Origin of the sequence: Roseobacter sinensis (assembly GCF_025755255.1) — a bacterium.
Lineage (GTDB): Bacteria > Pseudomonadota > Alphaproteobacteria > Rhodobacterales > Rhodobacteraceae > Roseobacter > Roseobacter sinensis.
On record NZ_JALIEB010000026.1, the window covers coordinates 1 to 25,335 of the forward strand.

A 25,335-nucleotide genomic window follows, 5' to 3' on the forward strand; every position below is an offset into this window, starting at 1 on the left:
GCCAAGCTGATGGAGATCCAGAACCGATTGGAATAAAAAGACATATCAGAAATTGCACTTCACCGTGAGTTCACAGCCACAACCGATTGCAGCGGCCTAAGCGCGCAGCTCCGAAAGCACGGCGGCGCTGTCCGGCATGAGCGCGAGGCTCGCCGCCATCCGCGCGGCCCACTTCGGCCCGCGGGCCTCGGCTGAAAGACAGGCCTCGCGCAACTCATCCGGGCGCAGCTCGGCCAGCGCTTCGATGAGATAGGCTGCCTGCGCCCGGTCCTTCGCGGCCTTCTGCGCATCCGGGCCCCCTGCCCGGCGGTCAGCGACGATCAGCTTGTGAATGGCGAAACGTTCCGGCCGCGGGATCTGGATGAGCACGCCCGAACGATAAAGCGACACGGCCGGGATCGGATCGGCCAGCAGATAGTCCAGATGCCGCAGCGCCTGGGCACTGACCCCGAGGGCCGGCAGATCCCGCACACCCTCATCGCGGTGCGCCGGCATCAGAAACTCCACCAACGTCTCGCCACCGCCCTGCGACCAGCGCCAGGTGCGGGTATGATCGAGCGATGGCACCGGGTCGAAGGCCAGCGATTTGAACACATCCGCCAGAGGTGTCTCTACGGTGTCGCCCACCGCGAAGGACAGCCGCTCGAAGCTGCCGATGTCGATATCACCGGTCTGCGCCAGCTGATCGAACCCCAGCCGCACGCCAAGCTCGCCCTCGTAGTGCCGAAAGGCCACCGTGCCGACCAGCGTCCCGCCGAGCCGGAAGACCCCCGTCCGCGCAAAAGCGTTGAGCAGGCTGCCGGTGCGCTGGTCGGTCGAGGCATAGCCTTCGGCGCGCAACAGGCGCACCAGCCGCGTCTGTTCGCGGCGACGCGCCTCCGATTGGGCCTTGAGCGTCTTCGCCCGCTCCAGTCGGTCGCGCAGCTCGGCGCTGTCGGGTCCGATGTACCTCTGCCCCATCGTGTTGCCGATCCTGTACTTGTCGTACCAGAACACCCGCCCCTTGACCGTGACCGCCACCGGCGTGCCAATCAGCTCTGACACCGCCGCGTCCCGCAGCAAACGCAACAGGTCGTGATAAGCGGACATGCCTATCTGTGAGTGGAACTGCATGGGTTACCCATCAAAACTATATTTTGATGTATAATAGCGATCCAATCGCTATACATCAACGATGTATTATGCTGTATAACCAATGGCAAAAAGACCCGCCACCCGAGGACGGTGGCGGGCCGCGATCAGCTCTGCGCGCCTGCTCAGTAGATCGGGAACTCCGCGCAGAGCGCCAGAACCTCGCCTTTCACCCGCGCTTCGACCTCGGCGTCACCCTCTGCGCCATGGGCCTGCACACCTTCGACCACATCGACAATCCAGCCGCCGATCTGATCGAACTCGACCTCGGTAAACCCGCGCGTCGTCCCCGCTGGCGTGCCAAGGCGCAGCCCCGAGGTCACAGTCGGTTTCTCCGTGTCGAAGGGGATACCGTTCTTGTTGCAGGTGATATGCGCGCGGCCGAGGGCGGTCTCCGCCGCGTTGCCCTTCACGCCCTTGGGGCGCAGATCGACCAGCATGAGGTGGGTGTCGGTCCCACCAGTGACCACATCGAGCCCGCCTTTCTGCAGCCGGGCCGCCAGGGCCTGGGCATTGCGGATCACCTGGATCTGGTAATCCTTGAAGGACGGCATCAGCGCCTCACCGAAAGCCACCGCCTTCGCTGCGATCACATGCATGAGTGGCCCGCCCTGAATACCGGGGAAGATCGCCGAGTTGAACTTCTTCGCCAGGCCCTCGTCATTGGTCAGGATCAACCCGCCGCGCGGGCCCCGCAGGGTCTTGTGCGTGGTGGTCGTGGCCACATCCACATGTGGGAACGGCGAGGGGTAGACACCCGCCGCAATCAGCCCCGCGAAATGTGCAACATCGGCCAGAAGGTAAGCGCCCACCTTGTCGGCGATGGCACGAAAGCGCGCAAAGTCGAGCTGGCGCGGAATGGCCGAGCCGCCCGCGATGATCATCTTGGGCTGATGCTCCACCGCCAGCGCCTCGATCTGATCGTAATCCACATCGAGCGTGTCGGGCTTCACCCCGTAATGCACCGCGTTGAACCACTTGCCCGACTGGTTGGGCCGCGCCCCATGGGTCAGGTGCCCACCCGCATCGAGGCTCATGCCCAAAATCGTGTCGCCCGGTTGCAGCAGCGCCTGAAATACGCCCTGATTGGCCTGGCTGCCCGAGTTGGGCTGCACGTTGGCGAAGTCACAGCCGAAGAGCTGACACGCCCGCTCGATCGCGAGATTTTCCGCCACATCCACATACTGGCAGCCGCCATAATACCGCCGCCCTGGATAGCCTTCGGCATATTTGTTCGTCAGAACCGAGCCCTGCGCCTGCAGCACCGCCTTGGAGACGATGTTCTCCGACGCGATCAGCTCGATCTCGTCCTGCTGACGACCCAACTCCTTCGAGATGGCCGCGAAAAGCTCCGTATCCCGATCGGCCAGATCGGTGGTGAAAAACCCGGTGTCGCGATGCACTACGTTCATGTCTGTCTCCTTACGCCACGCGGTCGCGCGGTTGTTTTCCTTCAAAAAAATCATGCAGATTGTCGAGCACGCGGAACCCCATCGCCTGCCGCGCCTCGCGCGTGGCACTGCCCAGATGCGGCAGCATCACCAGGTTGCGCGTGCATTGCTCAAGCATCGGGTGAATCGCCGGCTCGCGCTCGAAGACATCGAGTGCCGCACCCCCGATGGTCTCGAACATCAACGATTGCGCCAGCGCCGCCTCATCCACCACCTCGCCGCGCGCGGTGTTGATCAGGAAGGCATCCTCCTTCATCAGGTCAAGCCTGCGGCTGTTGATCAGCTTGCGCGTCTCCGGCCCGCCAGGGCAATGCAGCGAGACGAAATCGCACTGCGGCAACAGCGCGTCCAGGCTCTCCACCTGTACCGCCTCGAAACGCTCCAGCACCTCGGGCGCCACGGGCGAGCGGTTGAAGACAACGATCTTCATGCCGAACCCGGAATGCGCACGCCGCGCCATCTCCTGCCCGATCCGACCGAAGCCCACGATGCCGAGCACCTTGCCCGAGACTTTGGTGCCCACCAGATGCGTGGGGCACCAGCCGTCCCAGAGGCCGTCCCGCAGCTCGCGCTCGCCCTCCCCTGCCCTGCGTGCCACCATCAGCATCAGCGTCATCGCCAGATCCGCCGTACATTCCGACAGCACATCGGGCGTATTGGTTACCGCCATGCCGTGGCGCCGCGCCGTGTCCAGATCGATATGCGAGTATCCGACACCGTAGTTTGCAAGGATCTTCGTCTGCGCCTTCGGCACGTCCAGCGCCTCCGCGCCGATCCGGTCGGTCACCGTCGGCAGCACCGCATCATACTTCAGGAAGGCCGCGCGCAGTTCCGACGGCGTCAGAGGCCGGTCGCTGCGGTTGAGCTCCACGTCAAAGTCATGCGCGAGCTTCTGCTCCACCGCCGCCGGCCACCGCCGGGTCACGAGAACGCTGGGTTTCACCATCACGCTGCCTCCATCACATCTGCAATTGTCGCGCCGATCACCGCGGGGTTCTCCGCGACGGTCACACCGGCGGCCGAGAGGATCTCGACCTTTTCGGACGCGCTCTCGCCAAAGGCCGAGATGATCGCGCCCGCGTGCCCCATGGTCCGCCCCTTCGGCGCGGTCAGCCCCGCCACATAGGCCACAACGGGCTTGGTCACATGGTCGCGGATGTACTCCGCTGCCTCCGCCTCCTGCGGGCCGCCGATCTCGCCGATCATGGCGATCACATGGGTCTCGGGGTCGGCCTCGAAGCGCTCCAGAATGTCCCGGAAGGACGAGCCGTTGATCGGGTCGCCGCCGATGCCAACGGAGGTCGACACACCGATGCCCAGCTCCTTGAGCTGGCTCGCGGCCTCATACCCCAGCGTGCCCGAGCGCCCGACAATGCCCACATGGCCCTTGAGGTAGATATGCCCCGGCATGATGCCCAGAAGCGCCTTGCCCGGGCTGATCGTGCCCGCACAATTCGGGCCCGTCAGCACCATGCGCCGCTCCTTGGGGTAGCGGTACATATAGCGTTTCACCCGGATCATGTCCTGCGCCGGGATGCCGTCGGTGATGCAGACGCAATACTGAATGCCTGCATCCGCCGCTTCCATGATGCTGTCGGCCGCAAAGGGCGGCGGCACGAAGACGAGGCTGGCCTCCGCGCCGGTGGCCTCGACCGCCTCTTCGACCGTGTCGAACACCGGCAGACCGCAGGCGGTTTCGCCCCCCTTGCCCGGAACCACACCGCCCACGACGTTGGTGCCATAGTCCAGCATGTCGCGGGTGTGAAACTGCGCCATCTTGCCGGTGATCCCCTGCACGATGACCCGGGTGCTGCTGTCGAGAAGAATGCTCATGAGGCCGCCCTCATGTTCACGCCCTGCGCCTGATCGTTCTGCCAGGCCTGCACCACGCGCTCGGCGGCCTGGTTCAGCGTCGTGGCGCGGATGATCGGCAGCCCGGAGGCCGCGAGGATCTTCTGCCCCTGCTCCACATTGGTGCCCGCCAGCCGCACGACGACCGGCATGTCTACCTCGATCTCGCGCAGCACCTGCACCACACCCTCGGCCACCCAGTCGCAGCGGTTGATGCCCGCAAAGATATTGACGAGGATCGCCTGCACCTTCTTGTCCGACAGCACCAGCCGGAAGGCCTTGGCGACCCGGTCCGGCGTGGCCCCGCCGCCGATGTCGAGGAAATTCGCAGGCTCGCCGCCGGCCAGCTTGATCGTGTCCATCGTCGCCATCGCCAGCCCCGCGCCGTTCACGATACAGCCGATATTTCCGTCGAGCCCCACGTAATTCAGCCCGCGATCCGCCGCGCGGCTCTCGCGCGGGTCCTCCTGGCTCTTGTCGCGCAGCTCGCTGATCTGCGGATGGCGGAAAAGCGCATTGTCATCGAAGGTCATCTTGGCATCGAGCGCCACCACCTGATCATCCGCCGTGATCACCAGCGGATTGATCTCGACCATGGTTGCATCGAGCTCGGTAAAGGCGCGGTAACAGCCCTGCAGCGTGCGCACCATCTGCTGCACCAGCCCCGCATCAACGCCCAGCTTGAAGGCGATCTGACGGCACTGGAACTCGCGCAGCCCCACGGCCGGCTCCACCGTCGCCCGCACAATGCTCTCGGGCTTCTCGGCCGAGATCTCCTCGATCTCCATGCCGCCCTCCGACGAGGCCACGATCATCACCCGCTGCGATGTCCGATCCAGCACGAAGCCCAGGTAGATCTCCCGCGCAATCGCCACGGCCTTTTCCACATAGACGCGGTAGACGCCCATGCCTTCGGGCCCGGTCTGATGCGTCACCAGCTTCGCGCCAAAGAGCTTCTCGCAGGCATCGTAGATCGCCGTGTCGCTGTCGCAGACATGCACGCCGCCCGCCTTGCCACGGCCACCCGCGTGCACCTGCGCCTTCACAACCCAGCGCTCGCCGCCCAATTCGCGCGAGCGATACGCCGCCTGCTCCGGGCTATAGGCCAACGCCCCATCCGGGCTCACAACTCCAAAACTCGCCAACACCTCTTTCGCCTGATATTCGTGAATATCCATGACGCTCTCCTCCCATGATGACGTCGGTTATTCTGCGGCCATCGCTCTCCCGTAATGCCGCTGCAGCACGGCATCGACTTGCGCCTGATCGACCTCACCGCCCAACTCGCACAGAGCCGCCGCAAAGCGCCGCACGATGTCGGCGATCGCCGCCTCGCTCAGCAGGTTCAGGATGCCGATACGCACCTGCACCGGCTCCGACAACGTCGGCCAGATGCCGAAGTTCTGCGCGCGGCAGTGCTGCACCAGCTCCATCTCGCGGCCCGCCAGCGCGTCCGGCAGGTTCAGCACCACCAGCGACGGCATGTTCGACGTGACCTCGCAGCCCATCGCCTGCACCGCCTCCCGCAGCGCCGCCTCGTGGAAGCTGTAATCCGACGCGCGCTGCGCAATCGTCTGCTGCAAACAGATGCGCAGCGCCTCGTGGAAGGCCGAGACCGCATAGGCCGAATGTGTCCGGTGATAGGTGCCCTTCTCCACGTCCTGCCCGTCGATCACACCCCAGTGCCGCGCCTCCAGAATCGGATGGTGACAGAAGGTCCGCGTGCCGGTCGCCTTCAGCGCGTCGATGTAGGTATCGGTGAAAGACACGGGCGCATATGTCAGCGGCAGGCAGCATATGCCCTTCTGCGGGCACGACGCCCAGCCGTGCACGCCCGGATAGTCGTCGATCCGGAAATCCCCGACGCCGAGGCTCGACACCGCGTCGACCAGCCCCAAGGCGCCGTGTTTTTCACAAGCTGCACTGAAACCTTCAATGTCATTGACCCGGCCCGAGCCGGTTTCCCAATGCGCCATCGCCGCCCACTTCGGCGTGTGCTCGGCCAGCGCCGCCTCGACAAGCTCGCCGGTCACACTCTGCCCGTGCGGCACGTCCACGATCACAACGCTCGCCGCCTGCGGGTCGAGCGGGTTCGCCGCAAGCTCCTCAGCCGTCGCCGCCTTCATCCGCACGGTCAGCCCATCGATGCCGGAAAACGTCCCGTTCACGAACATCACAACCTTATCGCCCGGCTGCACCGCGCTGAACATCATGTCGAGCCCGCTCCACCCGGTGCCGGCCACGCCGAAGGTATATGTGTTCTGCGTACCCATCACCGCGCGCAGCATCTGCTTGCACTCCACCATGCCGCGCAGCACGTCGGCGTGCATATGGTCGGCCAACCCTGCCCCGGCATAGCGCGCCAGCACGCGCGCATCTGTATTGCCCGGCCCGGGACCGGCTGCGATGGTCTCGGGGATCTCCAACTGTGGGAACGGCGTGAAGTCGGTCATGGGTCCTCCTCATTTCGCAAAACGCGAAGATTCTTATCGAAATCTTTCCATGATAGAGATTGATCGCACCCGCTGGTAAAGAAAACGCCCCTTTGCCTACTTTTGGGTAGCTAAATGGGTGGGAAAATCCCTATACTTTTGTATGGAATACCCAGGTATACCGAGATATATACCACCTAAATGGGTAGGTTTTTAGAATTAATGAAGATGAATCAATCCCTTAGCAAAACACCCCCTCCGATCGACATCATGCTCGCCGATAGCAACCCGCTGGTGCTCTCGGCGCTGTCCGAGATCATCGACCGCGACCCCCGATTCTCGCTCGTGGCCTCCGCCGCCACCGCCGAAGGCTTTCTCGGCACCGTCATGCGCGTGCCCGTGCAGGTCGGTGTGATCGACTGGAATCTGCCCGCGCTCGGCGGCGCCAAGCTGATCGAGGTGCTGCGCGACCAGGCCAATGCGCCCCGCATCGTGGTCTATGCTGAGCACACCGGCGATCTGCCGCGGCTCTGCATGACCGCGGGAGCCGCTGCTTTCGCGCCCCGCTCCAGCGACGCGCAGACGCTGCTCGACACCTGTGCCGATGTGGCCGCCGGCAAGATGGTCTTCCCCTTCCTCGACGTGCGCGATCTGCAGAACGACCCGATCCACCAACTCTCCCGCAAAGAGCGGGTCATGCTCGCGGCACTCTCCAAAGGGCTCACCAACCGCGAGCTCGCCAAGGAAATCGGCGTTACGATCAACACCGTGAAATTTCACCTCTCAAACCTCTATGAAAAGCTCGGCGTGAAGAACCGCGCGCAGGCCATCGCCTTCTACTATTCCTCGCAGCTGGCGCTCGACCGCGACGGGATCGGCGGTATACCGAAGTAGACCGAACTCGGGCTTGACATTATCCTGCGCCGCTGACCTTTCTCGCGCAATTTTATGACTCGCAAGAAAGGTCCCGCAGATGTCATTCCACCCCGTGCAACAGGCCCCTGCCCGCCTCAATCGTTCCGAGCTTGCCGTGCCCGGCAGCCAGCCACAAATGTTTGAAAAGGCCGCACAATCCGACGTAGACGTGATCTTTCTCGACCTCGAGGATGCCGTCGCCCCGGATGAGAAAGAGCAGGCCCGCAAGAACATCATCAAGGCATTGAACGAGGTGGACTGGGGCAACAAGTCCATGTCCGTGCGCATCAACGGGCTCGACACCCATTACATGTACCGCGACGTGGTCGATGTGGTCGAACAGGCGGGCGAACGGCTCGACCTGATCATGATTCCGAAGGTGGGCACCGCCGCGGACGTCTATGCCGTCGACATGATGGTGACCCAGATCGAGGACGCAAAGGGCCACACCAAGCGGATCGGCTTCGAGCATATCATCGAAACCGCCCTCGGCATGCAGAACATCACCGAGATTGCCGGGGCGTCCAAACGCAACGAAAGCCTGCATTTCGGCGTGGCGGATTACGCCGCCTCCACCCGCGCCCGCACCACGATCATCGGTGGCGTGAACGAGGATTATTCCATACTCACCGACCCGGATGCGGACGGCAACCGCGCGACCCATTGGGGCGACATGTGGCACTATGCGTTGGCCCGCATGGTCGTGGCCGCCCGCGCCAACGGGTTGCGCCCCATTGACGGACCTTTTGGCGACTTCCAGGACCCGGAAGGCTACAAGGCCGCCGCCTACCGCGCCGCCGTCCTGGGCTGCGAGGGCAAGTGGGCGATCCACCCCAGCCAGATCGCGCTCGCCAACGAAGTGATGAGCCCGTCGGAGGCCGAGATCACCAAGGCCAAGCGCATTCTCGAAGCCATGGCCGAGGCGGAAGCCGCAGGCAAGGGCGCGGTCAGCCTCGACGGCCGGCTCATCGATTATGCCTCGATCCGGCAGGCGGAGGTATTGGTCGAGAAAGCCAAGCAAATCTCTGGCGGCTGAGCCCCCTACCCCGCTTCGTCCAGCGGCAGGTTTCTGTTGAGAGGCAGGCCGGGCACGGCCTGGCCCGTTCGACTATGCGGTCGTCTCCGTGGCATCACCGAAGCGCAAAAACGCCTTGTTAGGGTCTAAACCTCGAAGATCACCCGCTCCAGCGGTCCGAACTCCGCTTCCGCCGCAGCAAGCAGCACCGGCATATGATGGGTCTCCACATATCGCTGGACAAAGCTGCTCGGGGCCTTCAATCGCAAATCGCCGCGCTCACAGCTCGAGAATGCAAGCTTCGCAAACCAGGCCTGGAACAGATCGGGATGCCCCGCTGCGAGCTCGGCGCGCACCCGGTCCCAGGGCTGCCCACGGGGCATCACCTCTGCTGGAGGGTCGTCCCGCAGATAAGTCTCTAACTTGATGACTTTGGTCTCTACCGGCCGATAGCGCGCCTGCATCCGCGCCTCGAAATCCGGACCCACGAGCGCCCAGCATGGCTCCGACAGCCGCGCGATTTCGCCATAGTTCAGCCGATAGGCCCCCACCCTGCCCCGGACGCCGGCCCGCTTGCAGATCAGAACCCCGGCGCTGACCAGCCGCTTGATCTCCCGTTTCACGGTGCGTTCGTTCACCGACCACATGCGCGCCATGTCGCGCTGGCCCACGCAGAACTCGTCGGCGCGCCAGTTGTAGCGGGCCGTGACCAGAGCCATCAGCCGCATGAAAGAGGTCTGCACCGTGGGCGACCCGTTCAGCCCGGCAACCGAGAGCGCCGTGAGCAGGTCGTATTTGAGCACACCGGCGTCCGGCCCGGTCAGTCTCTGGGGGTCCATCTCCGAATAGGGTCCTATGTCCTGTCATCTGTCCGCCTCACAGACCGGTCTCTCCCGGACCGATTCTGTTTCTGTCTTAGACAACCTCAATATCCCGTATTCTGTCAACACAAAGCGAATAGCGGGACGTTCTATCAAAGTTTCAAGATAAATATGTAATTCAGGTATATTGGATAAGGGTGACGCTTCGCTGTCACCCTATCCGCATGTCAGTGACACCATATCTCAGCAAACCGCGCTTCGGCTGTCACCAAATATATGAGCGCCGCTCGGCTTCAGGCATAGTGTCTGCGAAAACTTCGCAAGATTGCGCATTTTCCCAATCTGCCACTTTCCTTTTGCTCAAATCCCAAAATCCCGTTATTCATGGAAGCGCAGCAAAAAACGCGAGCCGAGCCATGAGAGACCACAATGACCTTCTGACCATGAATGAACGCAGCCTTGCCCAGCAGGCCGCCGTACGCAAGGCCACCTTCTTACCCGGCGAGGTCAAGGAGCTGCGGCCCTTCTCGATTTGGGAGATCAGTCAGTTCATGTTCGATGTGCCGGCCGACACCCTGCGCAAGAAGCTCGCCGAAGATCCATCCTTGCCTCAGGGGCTGACGGAGGAGGATGGCCGGCAGCGTTGGTTCTCGCTCGAGGAGATCAACGAGCTGCGCCGCCGGATGCGGTTTCGAGGTAGGACGCTCCAGCCCGCACGCCCCAAGGGCCGCGCCATGCGGGTGGCGGTGTCGAACTTCAAGGGCGGTGTCGGCAAGACCGTCGTCGCCCAGCATCTGGCCAATGCCGCGGCCCTTGACGGCTATCGCGTGCTCTGCATCGACTTCGATCCGCAGGCCACGCTCACCCACTCCATGGGCATCACCGAGGTCAAGGAGTGGAACACGGTCTGGGGCATCATGTGCCGTGATCTCTGCCGCGAGGCGGACCGGATCATGGAGGGCTACGACGACCCCGACGACTGCCCCTACCCCTCCTCCGATGAGCTGCCGGAAGATGTGCGCTCGATCGGCGCGCAGCGGTTTCAGGATTTCATCCAGCCCACCTGCTGGCCCACCATCGACATCATCCCCTCCTGCGCGAACGCGGCTTTCGTCGAGTTCGCCAGTGCGCAGTACCGCTCGCTGCACAAGGCCTGGAGCTTTTTCGGCTGTGTCGCGCGCTACCTTGATGAGCTGCCCGACGATCAATACGACATCATCCTCTTCGACTGCCCGCCGGCCATCGGCTATCAGTCGCTGAACGCGGCCTTCGCGGCCGACATCCTCTACATCCCATCGGGGCCCGGGTACTGGGAGTATGACAGCACCACGAGTTACCTCGGGCAACTGGGCGATGCCATGGCCGATATCTCCGAAGGCTTTCGGGACCTTGCGGCGGACGCCGGTATCACGCTTCCGAAACGCTTCTCCGATATCCGTTTGCTGATGACGCGGTTCGAAGGCGCCAACCCGCTGCATGCGGCGATGATGGAGGCGTTCCAGAATGTCTTCGGCGCCGACGTCTGTGCCAACCCGATCGAGATGACCCGCGCGGTCGAGCAATCCGGGCGGTTCCAGATGTCGGTCTACGAGCAGGACTATCGCCAGATGACCCGCGAAACCTGGAAGCGCGCCCGGCAGAGTTTTGACCGGGCTTATGACGAGTTTCTCAAGACGGTGCTGGCGGCCTGGACAGAGACCGCCAGCCGGAAGGAGGCCGCGGAATGAGCAGCAAGAACAAATTTGGGTTTGCGCCTCTGGAGACGGGCGTCACACCGCAACGGCGCGACCGTGCACCGGGACCAATGGGTGCGGCGGTCCGCGAGGCTGCGGAGACCCTGCAGGAGACGACCGAGGCGAAGGTGGCGCAGCGCCGGCAGAACGCCGAGGACGCCAAGGCGTTCCGTGCCGCCCGGGAAGAGGGCCGTGTGCTGGTGAACCTGGCGCTCAGCGAGATCGCTACCGACGATCTGCCGCGCGACCGGCTGGAGCTGGAAGCCGTGGCCGCCTCGGACGAGATGGAGGAGCTGAAGGCCTCGATCCGCGAGCGGGGCCAGAAAGAGCCTGTGGAGGTCTATGTGGGACCGGACGGGCGCTATCAGCTCAAGAAGGGCTGGCGGCGCTTCACGGCGCTCTCGCAGCTACAGAGCGAGACCGGCGAGGAGGCTTTCGCGACGATCATTGCCCGGATCGAGCCGGGGCAGGCGGACCGGATCGCGCGCTATGTGGACATGGTCGAAGAGAACGTGGTGCGCGAGGATCTGACCTTTGCCGAGATGGCGCAGGTGGCGATCACCGCCGCAGCGGACGATGGCGTCGACGAGGTGGATCCGGCGGAGCTGGTCAACCGGCTTTATGGGGCGCTGCACAAGACCAAGCGCTCCTACATCCGCAACTTCGTCTTCCTGCTCAGCGTTCTCGGCGATGCGCTGCACTGGCCGAAGGAGGTGGCGCGCAACCTCGGCGTTGACGTGGCGCGGGCGCTCCGCAAGCCCGAGGAGGCCGAGGCCCTGCGCGCCCAGCTGATGGAGTGCGGCTCACCCGAGGCGCAGAACCGGGTGCTGGCCGCTTTCCTCGAGAGCAGCAAGGGGGGGCAGGGGGCCGCGCGGGAGAGTGCCGCGCCCAAGCAGAAGTTCGAGTTCTTCATCGGCAAGACAAAGGTCACGGCACGTGACGGCGAATGCCGGATCGTGAGCGAACGCGACTTTGCGACGATCCCCAAGGCCCGTCTGGAAGAGGCGGTGAAGGCCTTTGAAGAAGCCTTGCGCGGCGGTCCCCGCATCCGCTGAGACGTAGCGGTTACCCGTGGGTAACCGGATGCGCCACGAGGGCGGGGTTACCCACGGGTAACCGGCCAGTGCGGGTGCCGCAAGCCGAGGGCGCGGCAGCCGCAGTTGCGAACCCTCCGCACCGTCTGGCTGTGGCGCAATGGGGAGGGGCAAGGGGGCTCCGCCGGGTTACCCACGGGTAACCAGCAAGACGCACCGCAGCAGAGACGGTTTATCCCTCTATATCAATATGTTAGGTAGGTTTCTGGCTGAGGTATCCGGTGCCGAAGCTCCAAGGCTTGGAGAGAGGGAGCTTTCGGCACCGATGTAAAGTCATGCGGCGCCCCCGCCTCGCGGTCGGGGACGGACACCCTGTCAGGGAGAAAACGGTGGAGGGCGCGCGATCTTGGCGCGCCACCAAAGGGTCAGATCAGAACTTCGCGCTCGTCGTCCTCACCGGGGCCGTACATGTTGATTTCCATGCCGCAGGCGATTTCGCGGATCGTCGGTTTTGTCCAGGCCATGATATGTCCTCCAATGGCGATCAAAGCTGACCAACCGTGGCAGAGTGGCGGGCGTTCCGCGACTCTTATTTTCTGAGAAGGCGGGTGCCTCAGTCTTCGACCCGGACCGGGAGTTTCCCGGTCAGGCAGAAGCCCTTATTGCGTAACGTCCTGATTTCCATACCAAAATCAGATGTGGCGAGCTTCTTGCGCAGATAGCCGATATAGACATCGACCACGTTTTCGTTACCCGAGCCTTCACCGGCCCAGAGCGCGTCGAAAATCTCGACCCGTGGCACCGGGGTATCGGGCGATTGCATCAGCAGCTCCAGCAGGGCGAATTCGCGTTCGGTCAGGGAGACCCGGCCTGCGGCGCTTTCGAGCACACGCCCGGCCGCGTGCAGGCGGGCCGGCTGCGGCCGCTGGGCCTGGGCGCGATGCTCCTGCACCCGCAGCCGCGCGACAAGCTCGTCGAAGCTGAAGGGTTTGACCACATAGTCATCGGCCCCCGCCTCGAGCCCGGCGGTGCGGTGCTCGACCTCGGAGAGCGCCGAGAGCATCAGGATCGGCAAGGTGGCGCCTTGCGCCCGGGCCGCGCGCACCAGATCGATGCCGCTGTCGGCACCCAGCATCACGTCGACGATGGCGCCCACATGGTGCCCCGCGCAGAGCCGATCCAGCGCGCGGTCGGCGCGATTCTCGGCCTCGGTCTCATAGCCGTGCAGCGCCAGCCCGCGCGCCAGCGCCGAGGTGATCTCGGGGTCGTCATCGATGATCAGGAGCCTGTTCACGGGGGAGAGCCTAATCGGTCTTGCGCGGCAGGCGAACCGAGATCTTCGTCCCGGGCGCTGAGCCGAGCGCCTCGTCGCGGGGCAGGGGGCTCTGCAGGGCGATGCTGCCGGCCTGCGCTTCGATCACCCATTTGGCCAGCGCCAGGCCCACGCCGAAGCCGGCCGTGGCGGTGGCCGAGGTGCCTTGCGCGAAGCGGTCGAAGATCCGCGCCTGATCGGCTTCCGCCACACCGGGGCCGTTGTCGCTGACCGAGAGGGTGACGTGCCCGGCCTCTGCCACGGCGGCGAGGCGCAGCTGCGTGCCGGCGCGGGCGTGGCGGATCGCGTTGCGGACCAGGCTGACGATCACCTGGCGCGCCCAGTTCGGATCGCAGGTGAGCGTGACCTGCGGCGGGCGGGCGATCTCCATTTCCATGCCGGCGCTGTCAATCTCGGCTTGCGCCTCGCCGCGCACCTCCTCGATGAGTTCCGGCAGGGGGACGGAGGTGATGTCGAGCGCCAGCTCGCCGGTATCGGAGCGCGCGAGCCGCAGCAGATCGTCGATGCGGCGGTTGAGCCGCGCGGCCCGGTTTTCGATGGTGGCGAAGGCGGTTTCGGCATCAGGGCTGCCGGTCTTGCCGATCTGCGCCTCCATCAGGATCACGGTCAGAGGCGTGCGCAACTCGTGGCTGATGTCGGCGAAGAAGCGGCGGCGGCGGTCGTCGATGTCGGCCAGCTGCGCATTGGCGGTGCGCAGCTCTTCGGTCCGCCGTGCGATGGTGTCGTTGAGCCGCGCCCATTCCGCCTGGACCTCGCGCTGCCGGTCGAGCAGGGCGGCGGCCATGCGGTTGGTCTCGGAGGAGAGCTGGCCGATCTCATCGGCGCGGCTGACCGGCAGCTGCAGGGAGAAATCGCCGGTGCCGATCTGATGCGCCGCGGCGCGCAGCCTGTCGAGCCGGGCGAATTGCGGGCGGATCAGGCCGAGATAGAACGCCGCGATGGCCAGCGCCGTGGCGCAGGCGATGCCGATGGCGGCGAGCGTGAGCCGCTGGCGCAGCGCGTCGATGCCCGCGAGGATGTTGTTGCGAAAGAGCACCTCGGTGTTGACCGCCTGGCTGAGCAGCTGGTCGAAGCGCGAGGCGAAGCCGTTCAGGTGGGCGCGCAGCCGGGCCGTCTCCTCATCCTCGGCGAGGCCGGTTTCGGTGCTGTCGAGCGCGGCCTGCATCCGCGCGATGCCCAGCGACTGCGTGCCATAGCGCGATTGTTCGTCGAGGCCGAGCGCTTCGGCGGCTTGCACGGCGTCCTCCACATCGGCGTGCAGCTGCACGAAGGTGCGGCGCATCTGGTCCATCACGGGCGCGAGACGCTCCATGCGGCTGCCCGTCGGCTGGCCCGTCTGCACGGCCTCGGTGGCCACGACGAGGAAGGTGGAGGCCTGGGTGGAGAGGCTGGCGTACCGCGCCATGCGGTTCTCCGAGGCCAGCGCCGCGTCCAGCCGCCCGGCCACCTCGTTGAGCCCGAAATAGAGGATCAGCGCGGTCAGGATCGTGCCCGCGCCCAGCAGAGCGGCGCCGATGGACAGCCGCAGCTTGAGCGAGAGCGCGGGGCGGGCGGTCATCCCGCAAGGTCCCGGAAATCGGGCAACTGTGCAAAAATTTGGCCAAAACTGCGCCATCTGGTCCCAAAACCGGGCCCGTGCGCCTGTGTTAAGGAGAAGTTTACCGACTTAAGTCTAGGGTTTTGCCGTGCGCACGAGCAGAAAACAATAACAGGATATTTCGCACCATGATCGAGCTTTTGTTTGTCGCCTGTCTCGCGACGGCCCCGGACGAGTGCCGCGAGCGCAGCCTTGTCTTCACTGATATTTCGCCGATGCAGTGCCTGATGGGCGCGCAGCCCGAGCTGGCGAAGTGGTCGGCCAGCCACCCCAACTTCGACATCAAGAGCTGGCGCTGCCGCACCGTGAACTTCGCGGAAAAGGACGCCTGAGGCCACAGGCTCAGCCCTTGCGCTTCATCAACCCGCGCGCGGGGTCATACCCCCAGACGGCGAGCAGGGTGAGCGCAACCGTGCTGAGCACCACCCAGGCAAGCGCGTGCCAGTTGAGCTGCAGATAGAGCAGAAAGCGAATGAGCTCGACCACATGGGTGAAGGGGTTGAGCGCGCAGATATCGCGCAGGAGCGGTGAGCTTTCGGCCATCTTCCACAAGGGGTAGAGCGCCGAGGAGAGGAAGAACATCGGGAAGATGACGAAGTTCATCACGCCCGCGAAGTTCTCCAGTTGCGAGATGAAACTCGAGAGTACCAGACCCAGTGCCCCCAGCATCAGCCCCCCGAGGACCAGCCCGGGCAGCACGGCGATGTAGCCCAGCGTGGGCAGGGTGATGCCAAAGGCAGCGGCGATGGCGAGGAAGGCGTAGACCTGCAGGATCGAGATCGCGGTGGAGCCGAAGAGCCGGCAGAAGAGCAGCCACCAGCGCGGGAAGGGCGAGGTGAGCAGTAGCCGCATGGAGCCCATCTCGCGGTCGTAGACGAGGCTCAGCGAGCTTTGCATGCCGTTGAAGAGCAGCACCATCGCGCAGAGGCCGGGCACGATGTAGGTCTCGTAGGTGATGTAGGTCTGATAGGGCGGGATGATCGAGAGGCCGAGCGCCGCGCGAAAGCCCGCCGCGAAGATCAGCAGCCACACCAGCGGGCGCACAAGCGCGGCGATGAAGCGTTCGCGCTGGTGGATGAAGCGCAGGAACTCACGGCCCACGATGGCGCGGGTCACACCCCAGAACCCGCTCATGCCGCAGCCCCGGTCTGGGCGAGGAACCAGTCCGAGAGGGGCGCATCGCCCCGGATCTCGCCGGTGATCCCCGCATGCAGGATCTGGCCGCGGTGCAGCACCAGCAGCGCATCGCTGTCGCGCACCTCGTCGGTCAGATGCGTGGTCCAGAGCACGCAGAGCCCCTGCTCGGCCAGATCGTGCACATGGGCGGTGATGGCCGCCCGGGCGGCGGCATCGAGGCCGACGGTGGGCTCATCGAGCAGCAGCACCTTCGGCTCGTGCAGGAGCGCGCGCGCCAGCTCCATCCGGCGGCGGTGGCCTCCGTTCAGCGCGCGCGCCTTTTCGTCGGCGCGGGCGCGCATGTCGAGCCGGCCGAGCGCGGCGTCGATGCGCCCCGGCACCTCGCCGCGGGGCAGCCCGTGCAGGGCGGCGAAATAGCCAAGGTTCTGTCGCACCGTCAGATTGAGATCCAGCGTGGGCTGCTGGAAGACCACCCCGAGGGCGGCAAGCGCCTTGCGCGGGGCGGTGCGCAGGTCGTGCCCTGCGATATGAATGTCACCTTCGGGCGCCACCAGCAGCCGGGTGAGCAGCGAGACGAGGGTGGATTTTCCCGCGCCGTTCGGGCCCAGAAGCGCGCAGAACCGCCCCGGTGCGACATCGAGCGAGACCGCGTCGAGCGCGCATTTCTGCCCGTAGTGAAAGCTCAGATCGCGAACGCTCAGCCCGCCCGTCATGGCGGCGTGCCCGCCGGTCTCACTCTGGTCACGCGTCCTCCCCACCTGGCCCATGGGCGCAGCTTGCCCCGAAACCCGGGGGGCCACAAGCGCCCGGACCGAGCCTTTGGTCGCAACCGCGCGCGCCGCCTCACGACATTGTCATTGCGGGGTTTCGGGCCGGTGGCCTAGGCTGGTGGCCGTCCCTGCGGGAGGAGAGATCTTGGCGATCACGCGGCGCAGGATGCTGGTGTCCGGCTCGGCCACGCTTCTGGCGCTTGGCTTTCCCGGACATCTGTGGGCCGATGACATCACCGCCGCGCAGGCGATTGCCGCCTTTGCAAACGGCGCCGAGATCACGCCCGGCGGTGTGATCCTGACGATGGAGCCAGTGGCCGAGGATGGCTTTCGCGTGCCCATACGGGTGGCGGCCGAGGGCGCCGAGGCGTTGCTGATCGTGGCGCCCGAGAACCCGGTGAAGCCCATCGCGCTGGCGCGGTTCGGTCCACGTGCGGTGGAGCAGCAGCTGGCGACGCGCATCCGTCTGGCCCGCACCCAAGAGGTGCTGGCACTGGCGCGGATGCCCGATGGCACGGTGCGGCAGGTGGCGCAGGCGGTCGATGTGGTCGTCGGCGGCTGTGGGGCGTGAACGCGATGGCGGCGGGGGTCAAATCACGGGTGAAACTGCCGCAGGTGGCGGCGGCGGGTGAGGTGATCACGATCAAGACGCTGATCACCCACCGGATGGAGAGCGGGCAGCGGCGGCATGAGGCGGGTGCGGTGATCCCGCGGTCGATCATCCACCGGTTTGTCTGCGCGTTCGAGGGTGAGACGGTTGTCGACATCGAGGTGCATCCCGGTGTATCCACCAACCCCTTCTTCGAGTTCCGCGCGCGGGTGATCGAGAGCGGGGTTTTCCGCTTCACCTGGTATGACGATGACGGGGCGGTTTATACCGACAGCAAGGCGATTACGGTGACGTAGAGCTACGCCCGGGGAAATCGGAGATGCTCCCGCACAAACCCAGAGGCTAGCCCCCTCCCGTGGGGATGGTCGGGGGCTGGCCGGCAGTGCCGGCCGGGTGCAAGGTTTGATGCTGTGCGCCGGTCTTTCGTGAAAGAACCTCCAGACAACAAATCCGTGGACGCCTCGGGACCCGCGACCTAGGTTCGAGGGCACCGGAGGATTTGCGCCCATGCGTCGTGCCTTGTTGTGCCTCATGTTCATCCTGCTCGCGGCCACTCAGGCGGCGGCGGATCGCGTGGCCTATGTGGAGCTGGCGCGCAAGGGCTGGAACTATCAGCTGCGCACCACGATGGTGGGGCGAGACCTCACGATCCCGGTGCATATCAACGGGCGCGATCTGGCCGGCGCGAGCCTCTGCCTTGTGGGTGAGCGGCCGCATCCGAACTCACTGGAGGTGATCAACGCCTTCCGGGATCTCGCGCGGCACGTCTTCGGAAAGCCGTTGCCGATGCGCTATGCGGGCGCCGGCGCGGCCAATTGCGGGTCGGGGCGCACGGTGGTGCTGCGGCTCTACTCCGGGCACCCGCCCAATCAGGCGCTCTCGGACGATCTGAGCTGGATGAACGGCATCTATCAGCTGGGCCTGCCGCACCAGCGGTACTTCGCCGCCACCTCGCCGGCCATGGCGCAGACCTTCTTCGGCAGGCGCGGGCAGGGCACCCATATCATGGTCAAGCAGCCGCGCGCGGGGGATGTGGGCGCGCTGGAGCGGTCGTTCTACACGTCGATCCTGGTGGAGGAGCTGTTCCAGTCCTTCACCTTCGGCATGGATATCCTGCTCTTCGACCGGGCTGCGGCGTTCCAGTCGAAACTGCAGGAGACTCCGCTGAACCTGCAGCGGTTGCCGTGGGAGTCGCGCGGGTTCATGCGGGCGATGCTGCGCTCGAACCCGGTGGGGCTTTGTGCCTTCGACGTCTTCATGATGCATGCGGTTGCCGAGGCGCCGGTGGATCAGACGACGGAGCCGGGGTTCATCGATTATGTGGACGCGGAGTATGACACGCTGGCCGCGCAGGCCGCCGAGACGATGGCGGATGCGCGCTTTGCCGCGCTGATCGCACCGGGTTGCCAACGCGCCCCGATCTGAGCCGGTGTCATACTTTCGGGTGTATTTGCGTGACGGACCCGCGCGGGTACCGTGATCTCGGCGAGGCCGTCCGGTGTGGCGGCCGGGAGGAGATATGGATACAAGGGCCCAGCCTTCGGAGCACGGCGTGGCGGCGCTGTCGTCGGTGCTTGCGCATGGTCTGGTGGGCCATGAGGTTCTGATCGAGCGGTTGCTGGTCGCGCTTCTGGCGGATGGGCACCTGCTGGTGGAGGGCCCGCCAGGGCTGGCCAAGACCCGCGCGGTCAAGTGGCTGTCGGAGGCGGTGGAGGGCAGCTTTGCGCGCATCCAGTGCACGCCGGACCTGATGCCGTCCGACCTCACCGGCACCCCGGTCTACAAGCCGCAGGAGGGCACGTTCGAGTTCGTGCCCGGCCCGGTCTTCACCAATCTGGTGCTGGTCGACGAGATCAACCGCGCGCCGCCCAAGGTGCAATCGGCGCTCTTGGAGGCGATGGCCGAGCATCAGGTGACCGCGGGCAATGAGACCCATGCGCTGCCCGATCCCTTCCTCGTGGTGGCCACGCAGAACCCGATCGAGCATGACGGGACCTTTCCGCTGCCCGAGGCGCAGCTCGACCGGTTCCTGCTGCATGTGGTGCTGGAGCTGCCGGGGCTGGAGACCGAGCGGCGCATCCTCGATCTGGTCGAGGCCGAGACCCAAGGTGGTGTGCCGCACGCGCAGGCGGTCACGCTGGGCCAGTTGGCCGAGGCCCGCGCGGCGGTGCGGGCGGTGCATCTGGCGCCCGAGCTGCGGGATTTCATCGTGCGGCTGGTGCTGGCCACGCGCGAGGGGCCCCTTGCGGGCGATATCGAACATGCGGTCTCGCCGCGCGGTTCGCTGGCGCTGGCTGCGGCCGCACGGGCGCGGGCCTATCTGCAGGGGCGCGACTATGCGATGCCGGAGGATGTGACTGCACTGGCCGGGGACGCGCTGGCGCACCGGATGGTGCTGACCTGGCGTGCCGTGGCCGATGGGCGCAAGCCGCGCGATGTGGTGGCGGATATTCTGGCCGCCACCCCGCCCTTATGAACGAGGCGCTCGAGGCTCCGGGCGTCGGCCTGCGCTCCGACACCCTGATCGCCTTGCGCCGTGTCGCACTTGCCGCCGAGAGCGCACCGGCGCTCGCCGCGCTGCCTGGCGGTTTCGCCACCCGGCGCAAGGGGCACGGGCTGGAGGTGGCGGATATGCGCGAATACGTGGCGGGCGACGATCTGCGCCATCTCGACCGCGGCACCACGGCACGCACCGGCCGGCTGCACGTGCGGCAGTTCCAGGAGGAGCGCGACCGCGTGAGCCTGCTGGTTGCCGACTTCCGGCCTGCGATGTTCTGGGGGCTGCGCCGCGCCTTCCGGTCGGTCTGTGCCGCCGAAGCGCTGAGCCTGATCGGCTGGAGCGTGGTGGAAAGCGGCGGGCGCGTGGGGCTTCTGGCGCTGACCGGGGCTGCGCCGGTGATTGTGCCCGCACGCGGGCGCAGCCGTGGGATGCTCGATGTGATCGGCGGCATGGTCGAGGCGCATCAGGCGGGCCTTGCGGCGCTGGCGGCGGGGCAGGGGGCGGACCCGCCTCTCGATCAGGCGCTGTCGCGGGCCGACCGGCTGGTGCCGCCCGGGGCCGAGCTGGTGATCGCCTCGGGCTTCGATAAACCCGGCCTCGGTCTGGCTGACCGGCTGAGCGCGCTCGCTCGGCGGCGAAGGCCGCGCCTGCTGCTGGTGACGGATGCGCAGATCGGGCGGATGCCGCGCGGGCGCTATCCGATCCGCACGGAAGATGGCCGCCGGATCCGGCTGAGCCTCGGGGGTGCCGCCGCGGCGGCGGAGGAGCCTGCGCGCCGGATCGCCGGACGCCCGGCGCTGGTGCTCGACGCGGGCGAAACTGTCGAGCAGACCGCCCGGCGGATCGTCGCGGGCCTCACCGAGGCGCAGGCCGCATGACCGACCGGGCGCTGAGCGAAGAGGCGATGCTTGCCAGCCTGCGGGACATTCAGCTGCCGGCGGAGGCGGCGGGGGGTCTCGTCGCCGATCTCGCCGCGACCGTCGGGCTGGCAGGCCTTGTGGCGCTGATCCTTGCGGGGCTGATCCGCCTGCTCAGCCGGTCCGCGCAGCGACCCCAGCGGCGTGATCCGCTGGCCGAGAGCCGCGCGCTGCCCGAGGCAGAGCGGCGCGTGGCGCTGCTGCATTTGCTGCGGGCCCGGGCGCCCGAGCGCTACGCGGCGATCCGCGGGGAGATCTATGCGCCGGGCGGCGGCGTCGATCTGGCCACGCTGGAGGCGGAGGTCCGCCGCCATGCTTGAGCTGGCCGATCCGTGGGTTCTGCTGCTCTTGCCGCTGCCCCTGCTGGCGGCGCGACTGATCGGGGCTGCTGATCTGGTGGGCGGAGCGATCACCGTGCCGGACCGGGTTGGCAGCGCCCTGATCCGCGCCGGTGCGGGCGGCGGCGACCCGGCGGGCGTTTCACTCCGGCAAGGCGGGCTCTGGGCTGTCTGGGCGCTGCTGCTGCTGGCCGCCGCCGGCCCGCGGGACCTCGCCCCCGTCTCGGCGCTGAAGGTGACGGGACGCGATCTGGCGATTGTACTCGATCTCTCGGGCTCCATGGTGCGGGACGACTTCCACCTCGACGGTCGGCAGATCACGCGGCTTGAGGCTGTCACAACCGTAGGGGCGGAGTTTGCCCGGCGCCGCGGCGGCGACCGGGTGGCGCTGATTGTCTTCGGCTCGGAGGCCTACTACGCCGCCCCCTTCACCTTCGATGTGGAGGCCATTGCCCGGCGCATCGAAGAGGCCACCATCGGGATATCGGGGCGGGCGACGAATATCTCGGACGGCTTGGGCCTTGCGATCAAGCGCATGGCGACAAGCGAGGCCGCGAGCCGTGTGGTGATCCTGCTGTCGGACGGCGTGAACAACGCGGGCGCCACCAACCCGCGCGGTGTCGCGGAGCTGGCGGCAAGCATGGGCATCCGCGTGCATACGATTGCGCTGGGGCCGAAGGACGTGGAGACAGCGGCCGAAGGTGAGCGCGGCGTGGTCGATGCGGCGACCCTGCGGGCGATTTCTCAGATGTCGGGCGGCGAGAGTTTCCGGGTCAAGACCACCGACGATCTGGCTGCGGTGGCCGAGGCGCTCGACCGGCTGGAGGCGACGGACAGCGACGGGCTGGCGGCAGAGGTGTTCCGGGATTACTGGATGTGGCCCGCCGGTCTCGCGCTTGGACTCGGGCTCTGGCTGGGCTGGAGGGAGCTGTCGTGAGCGGGGTCGATCTCACCCTGTTGCGTCCGCTGTGGTTGCTCGGTCTGCCGGCCCTTGTGCTCTTCGGCTGGTGGCTCTTTGCGCGCCGGGGGGGCTTGGGCGACTGGCCGAAAGCCTCCGATCCGGCGCTGCTGCGTGCGATGGCGGCGCTGGGGCGGGTGGACAAGGGCGCGAGCCGCGCACCGCTGCTGGCCTTGCTGGGGGCGCTGGGTCTGATCCTTGTCGGTCTCGCAGGCCCGGCGATCGAACGGCGCGACACGCTGTCCTTCCGCAATCTCGATGCGGCAATCTTCGTCGTCGATGCCTCGGCGAGCGTGACCGAGGATGCGCGCTGGCCGCAGATGCTGACCATGGGGCGGTTCGGCCTCGCTGCGCTGGGGACGCGGCCCGGTGCGCTCATCGTCTATGCGGGTGATGCCTATGTGGCGATGGATCTGACGCTGGATCATCTGCAATTGGGCCAGACGCTGTCGCTGATCGGGCCGGAGACGGTGCCCGACCCCGGCTCGCGGCCCGAGCGGGGCCTGCGAATGGCTGTGGACCTGCTGGCCGAGGCGGAGGTGCTGGCGGGCGACGTGGTGCTGCTGAGCGATGGAGCCGGCCTGGGCACGGCCTCGCTTCGGGCGGCGGGGGCAATTGCGGCACGGGGCGCGCGGCTGTCGCTGATTGCGCTTGAGACGCCCACTGCCGCGTTCGAGACACATGCCGCGGCGGGGCAGGGCCGGGTCTTCACGCTGGATGAGACCGATGCGCTCGCCGACTGGGTGTCGGCGAAGGCGCGCACCCGGCTCGAACGGCAGGATTATCCGCTGCTCTTCTGGCAGGACCTGGGGCGGTATCTGCTGTTGCTGGCGCTGATCCCGATGCTGCTTCTGTTTCGCAAGGCGCGCCCGTGAGGCTGCTGGGCGCGATCTCTGTGCTGGGCCTGGCGCTGGCGGTTGTGAGCGGCGGGGCCGCGCCCTTCGGGCGGGTGCTGATGGCCGTGGGCCTGCCGGGGCTGGCGGTGCCCTTCTTTGCGGCGCCGGAGTGGCGGGGGGCGGCGTATTACCGTGCGGGGCAGTATGGCGCGGCGGTGGAGCGGTTCGCCGAAGCGCAGGAGCCCTTCAACCTCGGCAATGCGGAGGCGCATCGGGGCCGCCACGCGGCTGCGCTCGAGGCCTTCGATCTGGCGCGGGCGCGCGGGCACCCGCGCGCACAGGCGAATTTCGACGTGGTTGCGGCCTATTACGCAGGTCTGGGCATAGACCCCGCGGCGCTGGGGCTCTTTCCCGAACGCAAGGAAGGGCCCGAGATGGAGGGCTTCGTGGCCCGGGGTGACGGGCGTGCCGCGGGCACCGGCGACGCAGTCACGAACAGCACCACCATGCTCGGGCTCGCCGAGTTGCAGAGCCGCGGGCGGCTGGGGGTGCGGCGGGTGTTCGACGACAAGTTCATGGTGGCGGATGCGCGCTGGCTGGCGCAGCTGGCGGATGTGCCGGGGGACTACATGGCGGCCCGCATCGCCGAGGAGCACAAGCGCCGCGTGAAGGCCGGGCTGGCGCCGCCGCCACCGGAGGATCCGCGATGAGGCTGCTGCTGTGCCTATTGGTGCTGGCCCTTCCGGCGGGGGCGCTTGGGCAGTCGAGGACGGTGCTGCCCTCCGATCTGACCCTGTGGATCGAGGTGGAGGAGATGGCGCATCCGCCGGTCGTCAAGGAGATGGTGCTGATCACGATCCGCGGGATCTACCGGAGGCACATCACCCGCGAGAAGCTGGAGCAGCCGGATCTCGACGGGTTCAGCTGGACGCAGCTGGGCAATGACGACTGGCGCGAAGAGCGTCTGAATGGCGAGACCGTGAAGACCTTCCGCCGCCGCATGGCGGTCTTTCCGGATCGCGCCGGCGCGCTCACCATCGGGGCCTTCGCGCATCAGCTGACCCTGACGGACGAGCGCGACGACTGGTTCGAACATGCGGTGCTCTCCAAGCCGGTGACCATCGAGGTCGCCCCCGCGCCGCAGACGGATGGCTGGTGGTTCCCGGTCCGCGAACTGAAAATCTCCGATCAGTGGTCGAACGCGCCGGACCAGCTGACGCCGGGCGAGGGCGTGCTGCGGGTGGTGCGGATCGAGGCGCTGGGGGTGACGCCGGAGATGCTGCCGCCAATGCCGGAGCTGACCTCGCCGTCGGCGATGATCTTCCCGCACCCCGAAAAGCGCTTTGTCGAGCTCTCGCCGGAGGGGCCGCAATCCTTCGCGTTCTGGCGCTGGACGATCCGGCCGAGCAATGACACCTCGACCATCGTGGAGCCGATGTCCTTCGAGTACTTCGACACGGTGAACCGGGTTGCCCGCAGCGTGACGATCAGCGCCCAGCGGGTGGCTTACGGTGCCGCGATCCCCGAGGCCGCGGTACCGACATCCGGCGCGCGGCCGCACGCGGCGCAGCTGCCCGGCTGGGGCCTTGCGGTTCTGGCGGCTGTGGTGAGCCTTGCGGGCACGCTCCATGCGTCGAGCGGACGGGACTGGGGCGGGCTGCGAGCGCTGCAGCGGTTCGGGCTCTTCGATCCGCTGGCCCGGCAGCTGCGGACCGCGGCGCGCGCGGGCCGTGTGGAGGGCGTGCGCCGCGCCGCGGCCGCGATCCTGCACCGGGATGGCGCCTCGGACGCGCGGGCGCTTTTGTTGCAGCAGCTGGACCAGGCGGTCTTCAGCCCGGAGCGCCGCCCCTATCCGCTGGTTGCCTTCGCGCGATCCTTCCTGCGGGCTGCGTGATTCTGCACATCGGGGCGCTGAACGGCCCAAAAGATGCAAAATAATGACAAAACAACCCGCTA

General features: G+C 66.5%; 27 protein-coding genes. 15 read left to right on the top strand and 12 right to left on the bottom strand.

The features are described 5' to 3' along the window. Window positions 1–96 precede the first annotated feature (96 nt). From MUB52_RS21645 to MUB52_RS21670, 6 genes are all read right to left on the bottom strand, one after another. Window positions 97–1,089, bottom strand: a complete 993-nt coding sequence (locus tag MUB52_RS21645; RefSeq protein WP_263846238.1) for a nucleotidyltransferase family protein — start codon at window positions 1,087–1,089, stop codon at window positions 97–99. Window positions 1,090–1,256: 167 nt separating this feature from the next. Continuing rightward, the gene (gene glyA, locus MUB52_RS21650; RefSeq protein WP_263846239.1) at window positions 1,257–2,543 is read right to left on the bottom strand and encodes a serine hydroxymethyltransferase; all 1,287 of its coding nucleotides are present in this window, start codon (window positions 2,541–2,543) and stop codon (window positions 1,257–1,259) included. A 10-nt stretch (window positions 2,544–2,553) separates the two neighbouring features. Then, complete coding sequence (locus tag MUB52_RS21655) at window positions 2,554–3,528, bottom strand: 2-hydroxyacid dehydrogenase (protein ID WP_263846240.1); 975 nt, start codon at window positions 3,526–3,528, stop codon at window positions 2,554–2,556. Next, the gene (sucD, locus tag MUB52_RS21660; protein ID WP_263846241.1) at window positions 3,528–4,415 is read right to left on the bottom strand and encodes a succinate--CoA ligase subunit alpha; all 888 of its coding nucleotides are present in this window, start codon (window positions 4,413–4,415) and stop codon (window positions 3,528–3,530) included. The genes MUB52_RS21655 and sucD overlap by 1 nt, the downstream gene beginning before the upstream one ends. Continuing rightward, window positions 4,412–5,611, bottom strand: a complete 1,200-nt coding sequence (locus tag MUB52_RS21665; RefSeq protein ID WP_263846242.1) for a malate--CoA ligase subunit beta — start codon at window positions 5,609–5,611, stop codon at window positions 4,412–4,414. The genes sucD and MUB52_RS21665 overlap by 4 nt, the downstream gene beginning before the upstream one ends. Before the next feature lie 27 nt (window positions 5,612–5,638). Beyond that, on the bottom strand, window positions 5,639–6,886 hold the full coding sequence (locus MUB52_RS21670) for an aminotransferase class V-fold PLP-dependent enzyme (protein ID WP_263846243.1): 1,248 nt from the start codon (window positions 6,884–6,886) through the stop codon (window positions 5,639–5,641). Window positions 6,887–7,135: 249 nt separating this feature from the next. Here MUB52_RS21670 and MUB52_RS21675 point away from each other — a divergent pair, with 249 nt between their 5' ends. Both MUB52_RS21675 and MUB52_RS21680 read left to right on the top strand, forming a co-directional pair. Continuing rightward, the gene (locus MUB52_RS21675) at window positions 7,136–7,759 is read left to right on the top strand and encodes a response regulator transcription factor (RefSeq protein ID WP_404818260.1); all 624 of its coding nucleotides are present in this window, start codon (window positions 7,136–7,138) and stop codon (window positions 7,757–7,759) included. Between the two features lie 79 nt (window positions 7,760–7,838). After that, the gene (locus tag MUB52_RS21680; protein ID WP_263846245.1) at window positions 7,839–8,816 is read left to right on the top strand and encodes an HpcH/HpaI aldolase/citrate lyase family protein; all 978 of its coding nucleotides are present in this window, start codon (window positions 7,839–7,841) and stop codon (window positions 8,814–8,816) included. A gap of 125 nt (window positions 8,817–8,941) precedes the next feature. Here MUB52_RS21680 and MUB52_RS21685 read toward each other — a convergent pair whose 3' ends face one another. Next, the gene (locus MUB52_RS21685) at window positions 8,942–9,634 is read right to left on the bottom strand and encodes a DnaA N-terminal domain-containing protein (RefSeq protein ID WP_263846246.1); all 693 of its coding nucleotides are present in this window, start codon (window positions 9,632–9,634) and stop codon (window positions 8,942–8,944) included. A gap of 398 nt (window positions 9,635–10,032) precedes the next feature. Here MUB52_RS21685 and MUB52_RS21690 point away from each other — a divergent pair, with 398 nt between their 5' ends. Together MUB52_RS21690 and MUB52_RS21695 are read left to right on the top strand one after the other, a co-directional pair. Then, window positions 10,033–11,343 (top strand): AAA family ATPase, encoded by a 1,311-nt coding sequence (locus MUB52_RS21690; protein WP_263846247.1) that lies wholly within the window; start codon window positions 10,033–10,035, stop codon window positions 11,341–11,343. Beyond that, a complete protein-coding gene (locus tag MUB52_RS21695) occupies window positions 11,340–12,404 on the top strand; it encodes a ParB/RepB/Spo0J family partition protein (protein ID WP_263846248.1) in 1,065 nt (354 codons plus the stop codon). The genes MUB52_RS21690 and MUB52_RS21695 overlap by 4 nt, the downstream gene beginning before the upstream one ends. Window positions 12,405–12,808: 404 nt before the next feature. Here MUB52_RS21695 and pqqA read toward each other — a convergent pair whose 3' ends face one another. The 3 genes from pqqA to MUB52_RS21710 form a co-directional block, all read right to left on the bottom strand. Then, window positions 12,809–12,907, bottom strand: a complete 99-nt coding sequence (pqqA, locus tag MUB52_RS21700; protein WP_263846249.1) for a pyrroloquinoline quinone precursor peptide PqqA — start codon at window positions 12,905–12,907, stop codon at window positions 12,809–12,811. An 89-nt stretch (window positions 12,908–12,996) separates the two neighbouring features. Beyond that, window positions 12,997–13,677, bottom strand: coding sequence for a response regulator transcription factor (locus MUB52_RS21705; RefSeq protein ID WP_263846250.1), 681 nt, complete (start codon window positions 13,675–13,677; stop codon window positions 12,997–12,999). Between the two features lie 10 nt (window positions 13,678–13,687). Further along, window positions 13,688–15,274 carry a sensor histidine kinase gene (locus tag MUB52_RS21710; RefSeq protein ID WP_263846251.1) on the bottom strand — a complete coding sequence of 529 codons (1,587 nt, stop codon included), beginning with the start codon at window positions 15,272–15,274 and terminating at the stop codon, window positions 13,688–13,690. Window positions 15,275–15,441: 167 nt separating this feature from the next. Here MUB52_RS21710 and MUB52_RS21715 point away from each other — a divergent pair, with 167 nt between their 5' ends. Further along, a complete protein-coding gene (locus MUB52_RS21715) occupies window positions 15,442–15,645 on the top strand; it encodes a hypothetical protein (RefSeq protein WP_263846252.1) in 204 nt (67 codons plus the stop codon). 10 nt (window positions 15,646–15,655) lie between these two features. Here the strand turns inward: MUB52_RS21715 and MUB52_RS21720 are convergent, their stop codons facing one another. Together MUB52_RS21720 and MUB52_RS21725 are read right to left on the bottom strand one after the other, a co-directional pair. After that, window positions 15,656–16,447, bottom strand: a complete 792-nt coding sequence (locus MUB52_RS21720; RefSeq protein WP_263846253.1) for an ABC transporter permease — start codon at window positions 16,445–16,447, stop codon at window positions 15,656–15,658. Continuing rightward, window positions 16,444–17,163: an ABC transporter ATP-binding protein gene (locus MUB52_RS21725; protein WP_263846270.1), complete on the bottom strand. Its 720-nt coding sequence runs from the start codon at window positions 17,161–17,163 to the stop codon at window positions 16,444–16,446. Before MUB52_RS21725 ends, MUB52_RS21720 begins: the two co-directional genes overlap by 4 nt. Window positions 17,164–17,365: 202 nt before the next feature. Here MUB52_RS21725 and MUB52_RS21730 point away from each other — a divergent pair, with 202 nt between their 5' ends. From MUB52_RS21730 to MUB52_RS21775, 10 genes are all read left to right on the top strand, one after another. After that, window positions 17,366–17,791, top strand: a complete 426-nt coding sequence (locus MUB52_RS21730) for a thiosulfate oxidation carrier protein SoxY (protein WP_263846254.1) — start codon at window positions 17,366–17,368, stop codon at window positions 17,789–17,791. Between the two features lie 5 nt (window positions 17,792–17,796). Further along, window positions 17,797–18,126 (top strand): thiosulfate oxidation carrier complex protein SoxZ, encoded by a 330-nt coding sequence (soxZ, locus tag MUB52_RS21735; protein WP_263846271.1) that lies wholly within the window; start codon window positions 17,797–17,799, stop codon window positions 18,124–18,126. A gap of 211 nt (window positions 18,127–18,337) precedes the next feature. Beyond that, entirely contained in the window at window positions 18,338–19,255 is a 918-nt protein-coding gene (locus MUB52_RS21740; RefSeq protein WP_263846255.1) for a hypothetical protein, read from the top strand. Between the two features lie 94 nt (window positions 19,256–19,349). Continuing rightward, window positions 19,350–20,306 carry an AAA family ATPase gene (locus MUB52_RS21745; protein WP_263846256.1) on the top strand — a complete coding sequence of 319 codons (957 nt, stop codon included), beginning with the start codon at window positions 19,350–19,352 and terminating at the stop codon, window positions 20,304–20,306. Beyond that, complete coding sequence (locus MUB52_RS21750) at window positions 20,303–21,208, top strand: DUF58 domain-containing protein (RefSeq protein WP_263846257.1); 906 nt, start codon at window positions 20,303–20,305, stop codon at window positions 21,206–21,208. The genes MUB52_RS21745 and MUB52_RS21750 overlap by 4 nt, the downstream gene beginning before the upstream one ends. Then, the gene (locus MUB52_RS21755; RefSeq protein ID WP_263846258.1) at window positions 21,205–21,567 is read left to right on the top strand and encodes a hypothetical protein; all 363 of its coding nucleotides are present in this window, start codon (window positions 21,205–21,207) and stop codon (window positions 21,565–21,567) included. Before MUB52_RS21750 ends, MUB52_RS21755 begins: the two co-directional genes overlap by 4 nt. Further along, on the top strand, window positions 21,560–22,522 hold the full coding sequence (locus tag MUB52_RS21760; protein ID WP_263846259.1) for a VWA domain-containing protein: 963 nt from the start codon (window positions 21,560–21,562) through the stop codon (window positions 22,520–22,522). The genes MUB52_RS21755 and MUB52_RS21760 overlap by 8 nt, the downstream gene beginning before the upstream one ends. Further along, window positions 22,519–23,418 carry a VWA domain-containing protein gene (locus MUB52_RS21765; protein ID WP_263846260.1) on the top strand — a complete coding sequence of 300 codons (900 nt, stop codon included), beginning with the start codon at window positions 22,519–22,521 and terminating at the stop codon, window positions 23,416–23,418. Before MUB52_RS21760 ends, MUB52_RS21765 begins: the two co-directional genes overlap by 4 nt. Next, the gene (locus MUB52_RS21770) at window positions 23,415–24,089 is read left to right on the top strand and encodes a hypothetical protein (protein WP_263846261.1); all 675 of its coding nucleotides are present in this window, start codon (window positions 23,415–23,417) and stop codon (window positions 24,087–24,089) included. Before MUB52_RS21765 ends, MUB52_RS21770 begins: the two co-directional genes overlap by 4 nt. After that, window positions 24,086–25,273: a hypothetical protein gene (locus MUB52_RS21775; RefSeq protein ID WP_263846262.1), complete on the top strand. Its 1,188-nt coding sequence runs from the start codon at window positions 24,086–24,088 to the stop codon at window positions 25,271–25,273. Before MUB52_RS21770 ends, MUB52_RS21775 begins: the two co-directional genes overlap by 4 nt. Window positions 25,274–25,335 lie beyond the last annotated feature (62 nt).

What these genes read in the sequence shown, in the direction of transcription:
- MUB52_RS21645 (WP_263846238.1), bottom strand. Translation starts at nt 1,089, where the DNA reads ATGTCCGCTTATCACGACCTGTTGCGTTTGCTGCGGGACGCGGCGGTG.
- glyA (WP_263846239.1), bottom strand. Translation starts at nt 2,543, where the DNA reads ATGAACGTAGTGCATCGCGACACCGGGTTTTTCACCACCGATCTGGCC.
- MUB52_RS21655 (WP_263846240.1), bottom strand. Translation starts at nt 3,528, where the DNA reads ATGGTGAAACCCAGCGTTCTCGTGACCCGGCGGTGGCCGGCGGCGGTG.
- sucD (WP_263846241.1), bottom strand. Translation starts at nt 4,415, where the DNA reads ATGAGCATTCTTCTCGACAGCAGCACCCGGGTCATCGTGCAGGGGATC.
- MUB52_RS21665 (WP_263846242.1), bottom strand. Translation starts at nt 5,611, where the DNA reads ATGGATATTCACGAATATCAGGCGAAAGAGGTGTTGGCGAGTTTTGGA.
- MUB52_RS21670 (WP_263846243.1), bottom strand. Translation starts at nt 6,886, where the DNA reads ATGACCGACTTCACGCCGTTCCCACAGTTGGAGATCCCCGAGACCATC.
- MUB52_RS21675 (WP_404818260.1), top strand. Translation starts at nt 7,136, where the DNA reads ATGCTCGCCGATAGCAACCCGCTGGTGCTCTCGGCGCTGTCCGAGATC.
- MUB52_RS21680 (WP_263846245.1), top strand. Translation starts at nt 7,839, where the DNA reads ATGTCATTCCACCCCGTGCAACAGGCCCCTGCCCGCCTCAATCGTTCC.
- MUB52_RS21685 (WP_263846246.1), bottom strand. Translation starts at nt 9,634, where the DNA reads ATGGACCCCCAGAGACTGACCGGGCCGGACGCCGGTGTGCTCAAATAC.
- MUB52_RS21690 (WP_263846247.1), top strand. Translation starts at nt 10,033, where the DNA reads ATGAGAGACCACAATGACCTTCTGACCATGAATGAACGCAGCCTTGCC.
- MUB52_RS21695 (WP_263846248.1), top strand. Translation starts at nt 11,340, where the DNA reads ATGAGCAGCAAGAACAAATTTGGGTTTGCGCCTCTGGAGACGGGCGTC.
- pqqA (WP_263846249.1), bottom strand. Translation starts at nt 12,907, where the DNA reads ATGGCCTGGACAAAACCGACGATCCGCGAAATCGCCTGCGGCATGGAA.
- MUB52_RS21710 (WP_263846251.1), bottom strand. Translation starts at nt 15,274, where the DNA reads ATGACCGCCCGCCCCGCGCTCTCGCTCAAGCTGCGGCTGTCCATCGGC.
- MUB52_RS21715 (WP_263846252.1), top strand. Translation starts at nt 15,442, where the DNA reads ATGATCGAGCTTTTGTTTGTCGCCTGTCTCGCGACGGCCCCGGACGAG.
- MUB52_RS21720 (WP_263846253.1), bottom strand. Translation starts at nt 16,447, where the DNA reads ATGAGCGGGTTCTGGGGTGTGACCCGCGCCATCGTGGGCCGTGAGTTC.
- MUB52_RS21725 (WP_263846270.1), bottom strand. Translation starts at nt 17,163, where the DNA reads ATGACGGGCGGGCTGAGCGTTCGCGATCTGAGCTTTCACTACGGGCAG.
- soxZ (WP_263846271.1), top strand. Translation starts at nt 17,797, where the DNA reads ATGGCGGCGGGGGTCAAATCACGGGTGAAACTGCCGCAGGTGGCGGCG.
- MUB52_RS21740 (WP_263846255.1), top strand. Translation starts at nt 18,338, where the DNA reads ATGCGTCGTGCCTTGTTGTGCCTCATGTTCATCCTGCTCGCGGCCACT.
- MUB52_RS21745 (WP_263846256.1), top strand. Translation starts at nt 19,350, where the DNA reads ATGGATACAAGGGCCCAGCCTTCGGAGCACGGCGTGGCGGCGCTGTCG.
- MUB52_RS21750 (WP_263846257.1), top strand. Translation starts at nt 20,303, where the DNA reads ATGAACGAGGCGCTCGAGGCTCCGGGCGTCGGCCTGCGCTCCGACACC.
- MUB52_RS21755 (WP_263846258.1), top strand. Translation starts at nt 21,205, where the DNA reads ATGACCGACCGGGCGCTGAGCGAAGAGGCGATGCTTGCCAGCCTGCGG.
- MUB52_RS21760 (WP_263846259.1), top strand. Translation starts at nt 21,560, where the DNA reads ATGCTTGAGCTGGCCGATCCGTGGGTTCTGCTGCTCTTGCCGCTGCCC.
- MUB52_RS21775 (WP_263846262.1), top strand. Translation starts at nt 24,086, where the DNA reads ATGAGGCTGCTGCTGTGCCTATTGGTGCTGGCCCTTCCGGCGGGGGCG.